General features: G+C 65.5%; 12 protein-coding genes and 1 riboswitch. Of the genes, 9 read left to right on the top strand and 3 right to left on the bottom strand.

Annotation, left to right across the window (positions count from 1 at the left end; all coding sequences use genetic code 11):
- Positions 1-27: 27 nt before the first annotated feature.
- The 9 genes from CH268_RS16400 (at position 28) to gcvP (ending at position 8,584) form a co-directional block, all read left to right on the top strand.
- Complete coding sequence (locus CH268_RS16400) at positions 28-825, top strand: DUF881 domain-containing protein (RefSeq protein ID WP_228139221.1); 798 nt, start codon at positions 28-30, stop codon at positions 823-825.
- Between the two features lie 113 nt (positions 826-938).
- The gene (locus CH268_RS16405; protein WP_205912519.1) at positions 939-1,262 is read left to right on the top strand and encodes a DUF1290 domain-containing protein; all 324 of its coding nucleotides are present in this window, start codon (positions 939-941) and stop codon (positions 1,260-1,262) included.
- A gap of 3 nt (positions 1,263-1,265) precedes the next feature.
- Positions 1,266-1,997, top strand: a complete 732-nt coding sequence (locus CH268_RS16410) for a DUF881 domain-containing protein (protein ID WP_094665112.1) — start codon at positions 1,266-1,268, stop codon at positions 1,995-1,997.
- Positions 1,998-2,038: 41 nt separating this feature from the next.
- Positions 2,039-2,443: a glycine cleavage system protein GcvH gene (gene gcvH / locus CH268_RS16415; RefSeq protein WP_094665335.1), complete on the top strand. Its 405-nt coding sequence runs from the start codon at positions 2,039-2,041 to the stop codon at positions 2,441-2,443.
- 229 nt (positions 2,444-2,672) lie between these two features.
- Positions 2,673-3,170: a glycogen accumulation regulator GarA gene (garA, locus tag CH268_RS16420; RefSeq protein WP_027497168.1), complete on the top strand. Its 498-nt coding sequence runs from the start codon at positions 2,673-2,675 to the stop codon at positions 3,168-3,170.
- Positions 3,167-3,904, top strand: coding sequence for a transcriptional regulator FtsR (ftsR, locus tag CH268_RS16425; RefSeq protein WP_027497167.1), 738 nt, complete (start codon positions 3,167-3,169; stop codon positions 3,902-3,904). Before garA ends, ftsR begins: the two co-directional genes overlap by 4 nt.
- 97 nt (positions 3,905-4,001) lie before the next feature.
- Positions 4,002-4,475 (top strand): bifunctional nuclease family protein, encoded by a 474-nt coding sequence (locus CH268_RS16430; RefSeq protein WP_027497166.1) that lies wholly within the window; start codon positions 4,002-4,004, stop codon positions 4,473-4,475.
- Positions 4,476-4,888: 413 nt separating this feature from the next.
- Complete coding sequence (locus CH268_RS16435) at positions 4,889-5,428, top strand: MerR family transcriptional regulator (protein WP_157226114.1); 540 nt, start codon at positions 4,889-4,891, stop codon at positions 5,426-5,428.
- Between the two features lie 12 nt (positions 5,429-5,440).
- Positions 5,441-5,538: riboswitch (glycine riboswitch) on the top strand.
- 205 nt (positions 5,539-5,743) lie between these two features.
- Positions 5,744-8,584 (top strand): aminomethyl-transferring glycine dehydrogenase, encoded by a 2,841-nt coding sequence (gene gcvP, locus CH268_RS16440; protein ID WP_094665337.1) that lies wholly within the window; start codon positions 5,744-5,746, stop codon positions 8,582-8,584.
- 16 nt (positions 8,585-8,600) lie between these two features.
- On the opposite strand, the gene CH268_RS16445 is transcribed toward gcvP, so the two are convergent.
- The 3 genes from CH268_RS16445 to CH268_RS16455 form a co-directional block, all read right to left on the bottom strand.
- The gene (locus CH268_RS16445) at positions 8,601-9,740 is read right to left on the bottom strand and encodes a metallophosphoesterase (RefSeq protein WP_094665116.1); all 1,140 of its coding nucleotides are present in this window, start codon (positions 9,738-9,740) and stop codon (positions 8,601-8,603) included.
- 3 nt (positions 9,741-9,743) lie between these two features.
- On the bottom strand, positions 9,744-11,408 hold the full coding sequence (locus tag CH268_RS16450; protein ID WP_255182417.1) for a substrate-binding and VWA domain-containing protein: 1,665 nt from the start codon (positions 11,406-11,408) through the stop codon (positions 9,744-9,746).
- Positions 11,409-11,475: 67 nt separating this feature from the next.
- Complete coding sequence (locus tag CH268_RS16455; RefSeq protein WP_094665342.1) at positions 11,476-13,650, bottom strand: malate synthase G; 2,175 nt, start codon at positions 13,648-13,650, stop codon at positions 11,476-11,478.
- Positions 13,651-13,712 lie beyond the last annotated feature (62 nt).

Here is a 13,712-nt window from a genome sequence, read left to right on the forward strand (position 1 = left end):
CCGACTCCGTCACTGCTCACATCGCTGTTGACGGATCACCTCGATCCGGGTTACGCAGCCGCTGCCGTCGAACGGTCGGCGCACCACGTGCGTAACCCGAGAGTGCCGCCTGTCCTCTGGCTGATCACCGGTGCCGTCGCTGTCGGAGTGGTCTTCGGGGTCGCGATGTCGCAGCTGGCCTCGGACGCGGCGGAGATCGACCGGGCCAGCGCCGACGCCTCTGCTGCAGTGCGTGCTGCCCAGGAGCGTGAAGCCGAACTGGACGTCACGAGGGACGAACTCGCAGCGCAGGTATCGACCGAGCGTGATCGCGCGCTCCAGTCCGATGCTGCCGGGAGCGAGCTCCTGGACCGTCTCGATGCGGTCGAGTCGGCTGCCGGTATCGACTCGGTGACCGGTCCCGGCTTGTCGGTCGTGGTGACAGAACCTGCCGCAGGCGGTGCATCCGACAGATCGGTCCGTACCGGTTCCGGCGCAACCGTTCTCGACCGCGACATCGCTGCCGTCGTCAACTCCTTGTGGGCCAGCGGTGCCGAAGCGGTGTCCGTCGACGGCAATCGAGTCGGGCCGAACGTGACGATCAGACAGGCAGGCGGCGCGATGCTGCTCGACAATCGCCCGATCACCTCGCCCTACGACATCGATGCGATCGGTCCACCGCAGCGCATTCAGGTGCAGTTCGCCGTCAGCGATGCGTACCTGCGCATGAGCACGGTCGCTCAGCTCTACGGTGTCGGTTTCTCGGTACGGCCGGCCACCGATCTCGAGTTCGGGCCGGCCGTCGCCAGGGAGTCGTTCGAGGCGAAGGAGGTGGCCCCACGATGACGGCGAGTGACGTCCCGGACGTCGAGCCATCCGACTCCGGCAGCCCCGGTCCCGAGGTGCCCGGCGGCACCGAGCCCGCCGCGACCGGCCGCGCCGGATTCGCGCTCGCAGCATTGGTCGCGCTCGTCGTCGGAGTCGTGATCGGTCTCGTCGCCGGGCCTCGAGTTCCTGCAGTCGTCGCCCCATACCTGCCGATCGCCGTCGTGGCCGCTATCGATGCAGTGTTCGGCGGCGTGCGCGCCTTTCTCGACGGCATTTTCGACGCCAAGGTGTTCGTCGTGTCCTTCGTCTTCAACGTCCTCGTCGCGGCGCTCATCGTGTGGCTCGGCGATCAGCTCGGAGTCGGAACGCAACTGTCCACCGCCATCGTCGTCGTGCTCGGAATACGTATCTTCGGCAACGCCGCTGCGTTGCGCCGACGGCTTTTCGGTGCCTGACCGATGAACGCGGGCCCCGCACGGCACGGTCGGCGCACCCGACGTGGACAGCGCACGTGGTTCGGCATTCTCGCTCTCGTGTTGATGTGTGCCCTCGGAATCGGAATCGCGACACAGGTGCGCGAAACGAGCACGTCGGGCAATCTGGAGAATTCGCGGCCCGAGGACCTGTTGGTGGTGTTGGACTCCCTGACGCGACGCGAGGCGTCGATCCGCGACGAGATCAGCGCGCTTCAGGGCACGCTCGCCACCCTCCGGCAGTCCGGTTCCGGGTCGGACGCCGCGGTGGCGGAAGCCCAGGAACGACTGTCCGCGTTGTCCATTCAGATCGGCACCGTGGCGGCCCGAGGACCCGGCGTCACGTTGACGATCGACGACACCGACGCCGGCGTCGGAGCAGAGGTTCTGCTCGACGCGTTGCAGGAGCTGCGGGCCGCCGGTGCCGAGGCGTTGCAGATCGACGGTGGTGGGGTCGCAGTCCGCATCGGTGTGGATTCGTGGATGGCCGGACCGGCCGGCCGAGTCGTGGTGGACGGCCGAGAACTACGCGCTCCCTACACCTTCACTGCCATCGGAGATCCGGCGACTCTGGAAGCTGCACTGAACATTCCGGGAGGGGTGATCGACACGGTCGCTCGCAACGGGGCGAGCTCGCGAGTCGAGCGATCGGACCAGGTCACGGTCTCCGCCTTGCGAGATCCGCGCCCACGTCAATACGCTCAGCCCGGAAACTGATCGCCCGCTCGCCCCGGGCCACGATGGAAGGGAATGCCGCGTTGAGCGACATCGACACACCAGCTGATCTGCTTTACACCCCCGAGCACGAGTGGGTGCAGCGGACGGGGCCTGCGACGGTTCGAATCGGTATCACCGACTACGCCCAGACTCAGTTGGGCGACGTCGTGTTCGTTCAGCTTCCGGCGATCGGTGACAGCGTCGCCGCGGGCGAGTCTCTCGGTGAAGTGGAATCGACCAAGAGCGTGTCCGACGTGTTCAGTCCTCTCACGGCCAAAGTCGTTGCCGTGAACGAAGATCTGGATTCCGAACCCGAGAAGGTGAACTCCGGACCGTACACCGGCGGGTGGCTGATCGAGCTCGAGGTCGCATCCTCGGAGGCATTGGACGCGGCGCTGGCACCGATGCTCGATGCCGCCGGATATGCTCTCATCACAGCTGAGTGACGAAGGGCCGTACACACCGGCCAACCGACCACAGGTCCTCGGCGCGCAGGGTACGGTCGACACCGAGCGAACAGCCTGTCGGGGCGAAGGTCGCGCATGGTGAGTGGTCCGCCACGCACCGAGGAACCGAAACGCACCACCGAACGCCAGCAGAACCAGAAGTGAAGACCATGTACTGCGTTACCCGAGGTGATCGTTGCCCGGGTCAACGGACTGAGAAGGAGTAACGGTGAGCCAGAACGACAACGACAGCAACTACGGGGAGTCGCCGGCCGAGACCACCTCGGTCTTCCGCGCCGATTTCCTCCAGGAGCTGGACAACTCCGCTACCGCCCAGAGCACCGAAGCTCCGGTATCGGGTGTCGAGGGCTTGCCTGTCGGAGCTGCCCTGCTCGTCGTCAAGCGTGGTCCCAACGCCGGATCCCGATTCCTGCTCGACCAGCCGACCACGTCGGCCGGTCGTCACCCCGACAGCGACATCTTCCTCGACGACGTCACCGTGAGCCGTCGACATGCAGAGTTCCGCCAGGACGAGGACGACTTCCAGGTCGTCGACGTGGGCAGCCTCAACGGCACCTACGTCAACCGCGAGCCGGTCGACTCCGCCGTGCTGGCCAACGGTGACGAGGTGCAGATCGGCAAGTTCCGTCTGGTCTTCCTCACCGGGCCGCGTGGCGGCAACGGATCTGCAGTCGGCGAGTCGTCTGCGGGTGCAGGAAGCCAGTGACCGCCGTCGGGCAGCAGTCCAGCGGGGGGATGTCGATTGGCTCCGTCCTCGATCGACTCCGGCCCGACTTTCCCGACGTGACCATCTCGAAGATCAGATTTCTCGAAGCCGAGGGTCTGATCTCTCCGGAGCGCACTCCGTCGGGCTATCGGCGTTTTTCGATCGCGGACTGCGAACGGCTGCGGTTCGTGCTCACCGCTCAGCGTGATCAGTACCTACCGCTGAAGGTGATCAAGGAACAACTCGAAGCGATCGACCACGGAGTTGCAACCGTCGAGAGAGCAGACGCCTCGGTCAAGCGCCCGCGGTCGCTGACGATCGCGGCCGGTGAAGTCTCGCCGGAGGAGTTCCTACCCGATCGCGAGGTCCGCATCAGCAAGGCAGATCTACTGGCCCAGGCCGGCATCGACGACGCCTTCCTGACCGAGTTGCTACGGAGCGGCCTGATCACGCCCGGGCAGGCCGGGTTCTACGACGACGGTGCCGTCACGCTCGCTCGTACCGCGCACGCGATGTTGCAGTTCGGGCTCGAGGTTCGTCACCTCCGTGCGTTCAAGCTCGCGGCGGACCGCGAAGCGGGTCTCGTCGCTCAGATCGCCGGGCCGGTCGCCAAGGGGCGCGATGCCGGTGCACGTGATCGTGCCGAAGAGATGATCCGGGAATTGGCAGCTCTGTCGTTGACCTTGCATACGTGTCTGGTCAAAGCAGCGGTGCGTGGTGCGCTCGACCGGTGAGGTTCGCTCGCGCCGGTTCGGATTCCAATAGACTCGGTTCTGGTGAGCTGGACCAGCGACGACCAGCGAAGATTTCTCGAGGTGTGAGGTGGACACGATGAGTGAAATGCGTGTGGTCGGTATTCGTGTCGAACAGCCGCAGAACCAGCCCGTGTTGCTGCTGCGTGAATCCGACGGAGATAGGTACCTCCCGATTTGGATCGGCCAAACCGAAGCTGCCGCAATAGCTTTGGAGCAGCAAGGTGTGCAGCCGGCTCGGCCGCTGACGCACGATCTGGTGAAGAACCTGATCTCTGCGTTGGGGCACGAGCTCAAGGAGGTGCGCATCGTGGACCTCCAGGAAGGCACCTTCTACGCCGATCTCGTATTCGACAAGGACATCCGCGTGTCGGCGAGGCCGTCGGATTCGGTTGCCATCGCGCTCCGTGCCGGAGTTCCGATCTATGCGGAGGAGCCTGTGCTCGCCGAGGCCGGCCTGCTGATGCCGGACGAGCGTGAGGATGAGGTGGAGAAGTTCAAGGAATTCCTCGAATCGGTGTCGCCGGACGACTTCAAGGCCACCGACGGGTAACGGAATAGTCTCAACCTCAACTTTAGGTTCAGGTTTACGGCGCGTTGCGTTGAATCTGGTCGATCGCCCCCATAACGTTCGTGCCAGTGAAGTTCATCGCCGGCGCAGTTCGGGCCGACGCAGTTCACGCCTCTTCGGTTGCCGCCGAGGCGTAGTCTGGCCCTGGTACACGGTATGACTTCACGCGAGTACACCGAGGCGTTCAGGCGCGCTTCGGACGGATCCCAGTACTGACTGGATCCGAACGCAGTGAGACATCCGAGAGGGAGCAGTCAGTGGGAGATCAGCCGCAGCAGCATCACGGCAGTCGAGAATCCGACGCCGCAAGCCGGACAGAGGACGCGTCCGCAACCGATGCTCGGGTCGAGACCCCCGACGAGGCGTCGAATCGCCCTGTCGCACAGCCGCAGGACATTCAACCCGGCCTGTTCCCCGACGATTCGGTCCCCGACGAACTCGTCGGATACCGCGTACCCAGCGCTTGCCAGATTGCCGGCATCACCTATCGGCAACTCGACTACTGGGCTCGTACGGGCCTGGTCGTACCGTCCATCCGAGGCGCAGCAGGTTCGGGCAGCCAACGGCTGTACTCGTTCAAGGACATGCTGGTCCTCAAGATCGTCAAGCGCCTACTCGACACCGGAATTTCGTTGCAGAACATCCGCGTCGCCGTGGATCACCTGCGCCAGCGTGGCGTCGGCGACCTCGCCAACATCACCCTGTTCTCCGACGGCACTACCGTCTACGAGTGCACGTCGGCCGAGGAAGTAGTCGACCTGCTGCAGGGCGGGCAGGGCGTCTTCGGTATCGCCGTCAACGGCGCGATGCGCGAGCTCACCGGCACCATCGCCGACTTCCCGGCCGAGCGAGCAGACGGCGGAGAGAGCCAGCCGAGCCCCGAAGACGAACTGGCGTCCCGCCGCAAGAATCGCGCGAGTCGTAAGACCGGCTAGACTTCTCACCGTCGCGCCTGCGCGGGAGAGTTCCGAGGCATCCAGTCTCGGACGCCGAAGGAGCAATACCTCCCCGTCAATCTCTCAGGCACACGGACCGTGTGGGCTTCGACAACTCTGGAAAGTGGTGGGAGCACCCACCCGCCCAAGGGGAAAGGTGCCGGTGCGCGTACGTCAGCGCGCCGTGATCTACCGAATCTCTCAGGCGCACGCGTCAGCGAGCACACGACAGAGGGGGAGGAGCGGTCGGAGCGTATGCCCCGGCCGTCCGACGCCTTGTCTTGGGACCCCTGGGAGTAGACCGTGACCGACCGAATGACTTCGACCGCATCGGCTTTCGTCGACAGACACATCGGCCCCGACACCACCGAACTGGCCCGCATTCTCGATGCAATCGGTGTCGACAGCCTCGACGAGCTGGCCCGCAAGGCTGTTCCCGAGTCCATTCTCGATACCGTCGTCGACGGGGTTCCCGATGGCCTGGCGACATTGCCGCCTGCTCTGAGCGAGCACGATGCGCTGGCCGCGCTGGCCGATCTCGCCGGCCGCAACACGGTGGCCACCTCGATGATCGGCCTGGGCTACTACGACACCCTGACGCCTCCGGTGCTCACGCGCGGCATCCTGGAGAATCCGGCCTGGTACACCGCCTACACCCCCTATCAGCCCGAGATCAGTCAAGGCCGACTCGAGGCACTGCTCAATTTTCAGACGATGGTGTCGGACCTGACCGGTATGGATGTCGCGAATGCCTCCATGCTCGACGAGTCCACTGCCGCAGCCGAATCCATGACGCTCATGCGTCGCGCCAACCGAGGCTCGAAGTCACCCCGCCTCGTGGTCGATTCGGATATTTTCCCGCAGACCAAAGCCGTCCTCGCTACGCGCGCCGAACCGCTCGGGATCGAGCTGGTGTACGCCGACCTCGCCGACGGCCTGCCCGAAGGCGACTTCTTCGGAGTGCTGGCGCAGCTGCCGGGAGCGTCAGGCCGTCTGGTGGACCACACCGCCACGATCGAGGCTGCACACGAGCGCGGTGCGCTGGTTGCAGTCGGGGTCGATCTGCTGGCCGCCACCCTGGTGACCGCGCCCGGCGAAATCGGTGCCGACGTCTGCTTCGGAACCACCCAGCGCTTCGGGGTTCCGATGGGGTACGGCGGTCCGCATGCCGGTTATCTCGCAGTGCGCTCCGGGCACTCGCGCCAGCTGCCCGGGCGGTTGGTCGGAGTGTCCGTCGATGCAGACGGACATCGGGCCTACCGCTTGGCCCTGCAGACGCGCGAGCAGCACATTCGCCGTGAGAAGGCGACCTCCAACATCTGCACCGCCCAGGTGCTGTTGGCCATCGTGGCCGCGATGTACGCCAGCTACCACGGCGCGGATGGGCTGCGCGCAATCGCACGTCGCGTCAACACCCGTGCTCGAACCGTCGCAGCAGGGTTGCAGGCTGCGGGCATCGCCGTGGTGCATGCCGAGTTCTTCGATACCGTGCTCGCCGCGGTCCCCGGCGCGGCCCACACCGTCGTCGATGCCGCCAAACAACGCGGTATCAACCTCCGACCGGTCGACGACGATCACGTCGCGATCGCCTGTGACGAGGCAACCACGGAGGCTCACATCGTCGATGTGCTCGCTGCATTCGGTGCCGAGCCCGCCGGACCGGGAGCCGAGTCCGTCCCGGACGATTGGGCCCGTACGTCCGAGTACCTGACGCATCCCGCCTTCACGCGCTACCGCACCGAGACAGCCATGCTGCGCTACCTTCGGGCGCTGTCGGACAAGGACATCGCCCTCGACCGCAGCATGATCCCGCTGGGATCGTGCACGATGAAGTTGAACGCGACCGCTGAAATGGAGTCGATCACCTGGCCTCAGTTCGCGCGCCAACACCCGTTCGCGCCGTCGACCGACGTTCCCGGACTACTCCGGGTGATCGCCGACCTCGAACAGTGGCTCGTCGACATCACCGGCTACGACGCGGTCAGCCTGCAGCCGAATGCAGGAAGCCAGGGCGAGTACGCGGGACTGCTCGCGATCCGCCGATACCACCAGGCCAACGGCGACACCGATCGCACGGTCTGCTTGATCCCGTCGAGCGCACACGGCACCAACGCCGCCTCCGCGGTGATGGTCGGGATGCGCGTCGTCGTGGTGGCGTGCCGGCCGAACGGAGACGTCGACGTCGACGACCTGCGGGCCAAGATCGCCGAGCACGCCGACACCCTCGCCGCCATCATGATCACCTACCCCTCCACCCACGGTGTGTACGAGCACGAGATATCCGATATCTGTGCAGCGGTGCACGACGCGGGTGGACAGGTGTACGTCGACGGTGCCAACCTCAACGCACTGGTCGGGTTGGCTCGGCCGGGTCGTTTCGGCGGAGACGTCAGTCATCTGAACCTGCACAAGACCTTCTGCATCCCGCACGGCGGTGGCGGTCCCGGCGTCGGACCCATCGGCGTCCGTTCGCATCTGCAGCCGTACCTGCCCGGCCACCCGCTGGCACCGCAACTGGGCGACGGTCCGACCGTTGCGGGCGCACCGTACGGAAGCGCGTCGATCCTGACGATCACGTGGGCATACATCGCGATGATGGGTGCGCAGGGGCTGCGCCGGGCGACCTTGACCGCCATCGCGTCGGCCAACTACATCGCGCGCCGCCTCGACGAGTACTTCCCCGTGCTCTACACCGGCGACAACGGCATGGTGGCGCACGAGTGCATCCTCGATCTGCGAGGTCTGACCAAGGACACCGGCGTCACCGTCGACGACGTGGCGAAGAGACTGGCGGACTACGGCTTCCATGCGCCGACGATGAGCTTCCCGGTGCCGGGGACCCTGATGGTCGAGCCGACCGAGAGCGAGAATCTGGAGGAGATCGACGCATTCTGCGACGCGATGATCTCCATCCGCAGGGAAATCGACCGAGTCGGCTCCGGCGAGTGGACCGTAGAGGACAACCCGTTGCGCGGCGCTCCGCACACGGCGCAATGCCTCGTCGCCGACTGGGACCACCCGTACTCGCGGGAACTCGCGGCGTACCCCGCAGGCTACGACCGACCGAAGGTGTGGCCCGCGGTCCGGCGGATCGACGGCGCGCACGGCGACCGCAACCTGGTGTGTTCCTGCCCGCCGATCGAGGCGTTCGCCTGACTGGACGGGCAGATGGTCAGCCCCGCGTGAGTTCGAGCATCGCGATCTCGGGCGGGGCTGCCACGCGCACCGGCGGACCCCACGCGCCTGCACCGCGGGTGGTGTAGAGCGTGGTGTCACCGATCGTGTCCAGCCCCTCGACACTGGGCTGCTGGAGCGGCACCAGATAGCGGATCGGCCAGATCTGCCCGCCGTGAGTGTGTCCGGACACCTGCATGTCCACGCCCAGCTCGGAGGCCTCCACAGCCTGCTTGGGCTGATGAGCCATCAACAGCACGAAGCGATCCGGGTCGATGCCGTCGAGCGCAGCGCCGAGGTTCGGTTCGTACGGTTCCGGGGCAGTGGCGTCGTTGATGCCGGCGATATCGATGGCAGCGCCATCACGGGTGATCGTCGTGCGCTCGTTCCGCAACACGTCGATGTCGAGGGTCGACCAGAAGTCGAGCCACTCTCCGCCGTCGCCCGCGTAGAACTCGTGGTTGCCGCTGACAGCGAAGACCCCGAGAGGGGCTTCGAGGTCGCGCAGCGGCTCGAGGTCTTCTCCGACCAACTCCACTGTCCCGTCGATGAGATCGCCGTCGAGCAGCACGACATCAGGCTTCTGCGCGTTGACCGAATCCACGACCGTGCGCACGAAGCCCGCACCGCGAGACGGCCCGGCATGGATATCGGACACCAATGCCACTCGCAGACCGTCGAATTCGGCCGGCAACCGGTCGAGCGCAACCTGGGTGCGTGTGACACGAGGCGAGGCGGCTTCGACGAGGCCGTACCCCACTGCGACGACGCTGACGAGAGCCACGACAACGGAGCCGACCCGCGATATGCGCAGCCGAACAGCAGTCGAATCACGATGCGACAGTGCGAACACCACCCGCACGACGGTGCAGATCAGAGCAACGAGGACCGTGCCGAGGAACAGATACAACACCACCGCCAACCAGGTCAGACCGAGGAAAGCCGGGCCGCGGGCCCAGGACGGATCGAACTCGACGCCGCTACCGAAGCCGACCACCGCGCACAACCACAGAAGTATCAGCAACAGATCTGCCGGGCGTCCGACACGTGCCGGTGCCCTCGTTACGGAGAGAAACCGCCAGTGCAGGAAGAGAGTGACGAGGAGTAGGAAGACGCCGACAAAAAGTACACGAGACATGTTCTAGTACAGCAACTTTCCGAGTCGATCGAGGAGGTCTGGGGAATCCGATGTCGGGACCGTGTCCACGGTGCCGCCGGTGCGAGCTGCGATGTCGGTGAACACGGGGGCAGGGCTGTCGTCGCCGATGCGCACGATGTTCACCGCGACCGGCCGCGCCGGATCGGACGCCGATGTCAGTTCGGTGAGTAACTCGTCCGCCGACAAGGGTGAGTCGTCCGGGCCGTCCGTGATCAGCACGACCGAATTGACGCGGCCGGGGACGTAACCGGCCACGGCGTCGAGATACGCGACGAGGACGGACGCGTACGTGAACGAGCCGGTTGCCGGCGTCAACGCCGCAGCGGTCGCATCGAGGGCGGAGCGCCTCGGAGTGGTCCCGACGGGATCTGTCATCGGTCCGGTCGAAACATCCACCCGGAAGGGCAGCGAGTTGTTCAGGTCTTCGCTGAAACTCCACAGACCGAGTTCGGTGGCGTCGGGGACTCGTCGGAACTGCTCGCTCAGTGCGCGAACGGTGTTCTGTAGCCGCGTCGCACCGCCTTCGGTGGTGCGCATCGACTCGGACACGTCGAGTAGAACAGTGGCACGGCGGGGCAGGACCGGATTGCGAAGCACAGCGAGCAGAGCGTCGGCAACCGGCCCTGATGGTGGGGCGACGATGCCCGCGTCCTGAGCCTTGTCCACGGTGAATCCCGCGTCCAGGAGTGTCTGCGTACCGTCGGGCTGACGAACGAAATCGACGAATGCCGCGGCTGCTCGGGTGGAGGTCTCGTCACCGGAGAGCACGACCGCCGGATGATCGGCGACAGGCGTTGCACCCTGTGGTCGAACGGCGGTCAGCGTCGAGGAGTCGGTCGACGCGAGTTGCTGTTCGGTGACCGGAACCGCGTGGACGGCGGCGTCGGGGCCTGCAGCATTCTCGAGCGCCGCGAGGGCGTCGTACGTGGTGGAGGCCGAGGTTGCGGCAGCGCCGGTATCGGTCACCGCCAACTCCGACATCGCCGACACCAGTTGCGTCGAGGAGGCCTCATCGACGGTGAGTGCGGTGGTCGGGTCACCGCGTACGCCTGCCGCGATGGCCGCGACCGCAAGAGTGCTCGCGCCGGTGTCGGAGCCGGACGGCACGGCGAGTCGAAGCCCACCCCATTCGGGGAGTCCGAGAGCCTGCGGGTCGCGTTGCAGTCGTATCAGATCTGCCCAGTTCGAGCCTGCGGCGACGACGGCGTCGGCCACCGCGCCCGGTGCAGCGAGGACGATCGGACTCGATGCGACAGGCCGCGGCGTACCGTCGATGGCTCCACGGTCGACGACGGCCTCGACGTCTGCCGAGGACTGGGGTATCCACAGACCCGGTCGAGCGCCGAGCGCACCGACATCCCAGTTGTCGGCACCGGAGTTCAGTGCCGCCCGCACCGCATCGGATGCGATGGCTCGAACCTCTACTGTCACACAGTGATCGCGAATCACCGGGGCGGTCGCGTCGAATCGTGTTGCCAGCTGTTCGATCGCGGCGGAGATGTCGGGGTCGGCCGCCACGGTGAGGACGGCCGGTCCCTCCACGCAGGTGTCGGCTGCCTCGATCCCCTGATCCGAAATTCGATCACGCAGCGCAAACCATCCGAACACGGCCGCCACCAGGACCGCGATCGTCAGTACGACGATCACGGGCCCGGCGGCTATGGAACGTCCGCGCCCTGAGTTCCGGTGTTCACCCACGTGGTCGACAAGTCCGTCAGGCGTTGACGGCCTTGTACTCCCGTCGGCGACGATGCAGGATCGGCTCGGTGTACCCGTTGGGCTGGCTCGTGCCCTGGAAGATCAGATCACTCGCAGCCTGGAAGGCGATGTTGGTGTCGAAATCGGGTGCCAACGGCTTGTACGTCGGATCGGACGCGTTCTGCCGGTCGACCACCGGTGCCATTCGCTTCAGCGATTCGCGCACCTGCTCCTCGGTGACGATGCCGTGCCGCAACCAGTTCGCAATGAACTGGCTCGAAATACGCAGCGTCGCACGGTCTTCCATAAGAGCGATGTCGTTGATGTCGGGCACCTTGGAGCATCCGACACCGTGGTCGATCCAGCGCACGACGTAACCGAGGATGGACTGCGAATTGTTGTCGAGTTCGTTCTGCTTCTCCTCGTCGGTCCAGTCGGTGGACGGCGCGAGAGGGATCTCGAGGATCTCGTCGACGGTGGCGCGCTTGGCTTTCGCAATCTCGTGTTGACGGGCGAACACGTCGACCTTGTGATAATGCAAGGCGTGCAGGGTCGCTGCGGTGGGGGAGGGAACCCACGCAGTGTTCGCGCCGGCCTTGGGGTGGCCGATCTTCTGCTCGAGCATGTCGTGCATCAGATCGGGCATGGCCCACATGCCCTTGCCGATCTGCGCCTTGCCCTGCAGGCCGGCCGCCAGGCCGGTGTCGACATTGAAGTCCTCGTAGGCGGCAATCCACTTCTCGCCCTTCATCGCTCCCTTACGAACGACGGGCCCTGCCTCCATCGAGGTGTGAATCTCGTCGCCGGTGCGGTCGAGGAAGCCGGTGTTGATGAAGACGACCCGCTCGGACGCGGCCTGGATGCAGGCCTTGAGGTTGACCGTAGTGCGGCGCTCCTCGTCCATGATGCCGACCTTGAGCGTGTTGGTGGGCAGGCCGAGAACCTGCTCGACCCGGCCGAACAGTTCGGCGGTGAAGGCGACCTCGTCCGGTCCGTGCATCTTCGGCTTGACGATGTACAGCGAGCCCGTACGCGAGTTCGAGAGCACGTTGTCCGGAGTCAACGAGTGCAGACCGGCGAGCGACGTGAACAGCGCATCGAGAATGCCCTCGGGAACCTCGTTGCCGTCGGCGTCGAGGATCGCGTCGGAGGTCATCAGGTGGCCGACGTTGCGGACGAACAGCAGCGAACGGCCGTGCAGCGTCAGCTCGGAACCGTCGACCGAGGTGTAGGTGCGGTCCTTGTTCATCGCGCGAGTGAACGTCTTGCCGCCCTTGGAGACCTCCTCGGTGAGATCGCCCTTCATCAGACCGAGCCAGTTGCGGTAGCCCAGAACCTTGTCGTCGGCATCGACTGCGGCGACCGAGTCCTCGAAGTCCATGATCGTGGTGACAGCCGACTCGAGGAGCACGTCCTTGACGCCCGCTCCGTCCGTCTTGCCGATCGGGCTCTCGGGGTCGATCTGGATCTCGAAGTGCAAACCGTTGTGCACGAACAGGATGGCCGTCGGCGCATCGGGTGTGCCCTGGTAGCCCAACAGCTGGGACGGATCCTTCAGACCGACGGTGCTGCCGTCGGCCAACGTCACCGTCAGCGAGGCGGCGTCGACGACGTATCCGGTGGTCCCCACGTGCGAGCCGGAGCTCAGCGGCAATGCCTCGTCGAGGAAGTCACGCGCGAACGCGATGACCTTGTCTCCGCGGACCTTGTTGTAGCTCGTGCCCTTCTCGGCTCCGTCGGTCTCGGGGATGGCGTCCGTTCCGTAGAGGGCGTCGTAGAGCGAGCCCCATCGTGCGTTGGAGGCATTGATCGCAAAGCGTGCATTGAGCACGGGAACCACGAGCTGCGGCCCGGCCGTGGTGGTGATCTCGGTGTCCACGCCGGACGTGGTGATCTGGAAGTCGGCGGGCTCGTCGAGCAGGTAGCCGATCTCTTTCAGGAAGGCCTTGTACGCTGCGCGGTCGTAATCGGCACCGGCATGCTCGCCGTGCCACGCGTCGACCTTGCCCTGAATCTCGTCGCGGACGGCCAGCAACGCTTTGTTCTTGGGAGCGAGATCGGCGATCACCGACGCGGCACCGGCCCAGAAGGCCTCCGAATCTACGTCGGTACCCGGCAGCGCCTCCTTCTCGACGAAATCGAATAGGACCTTGGCGACCTGAAGTCCACCAGCCTGCACACGATCGGTCATGAATTCCTCACTCTTTCCGGTCACGGACACCGGTGACGGTGTCCCCACGACAACGCTGTCGA

Source organism: Rhodococcus sp. 06-1460-1B, assembly GCF_002258475.1.
GTDB lineage: Bacteria > Actinomycetota > Actinomycetes > Mycobacteriales > Mycobacteriaceae > Rhodococcoides > Rhodococcoides fascians.

Excerpts from the sequence above, each read along its gene's own strand:
- CH268_RS16445 (WP_094665116.1), bottom strand. The coding sequence starts at position 9,740 with ATGTCTCGTGTACTTTTTGTCGGCGTCTTCCTACTCCTCGTCACTCTC.
- gcvP (WP_094665337.1), top strand. The coding sequence starts at position 5,744 with ATGACTTCGACCGCATCGGCTTTCGTCGACAGACACATCGGCCCCGAC.
- CH268_RS16410 (WP_094665112.1), top strand. The coding sequence starts at position 1,266 with ATGAACGCGGGCCCCGCACGGCACGGTCGGCGCACCCGACGTGGACAG.
- CH268_RS16430 (WP_027497166.1), top strand. The coding sequence starts at position 4,002 with ATGAGTGAAATGCGTGTGGTCGGTATTCGTGTCGAACAGCCGCAGAAC.
- CH268_RS16455 (WP_094665342.1), bottom strand. The coding sequence starts at position 13,650 with ATGACCGATCGTGTGCAGGCTGGTGGACTTCAGGTCGCCAAGGTCCTA.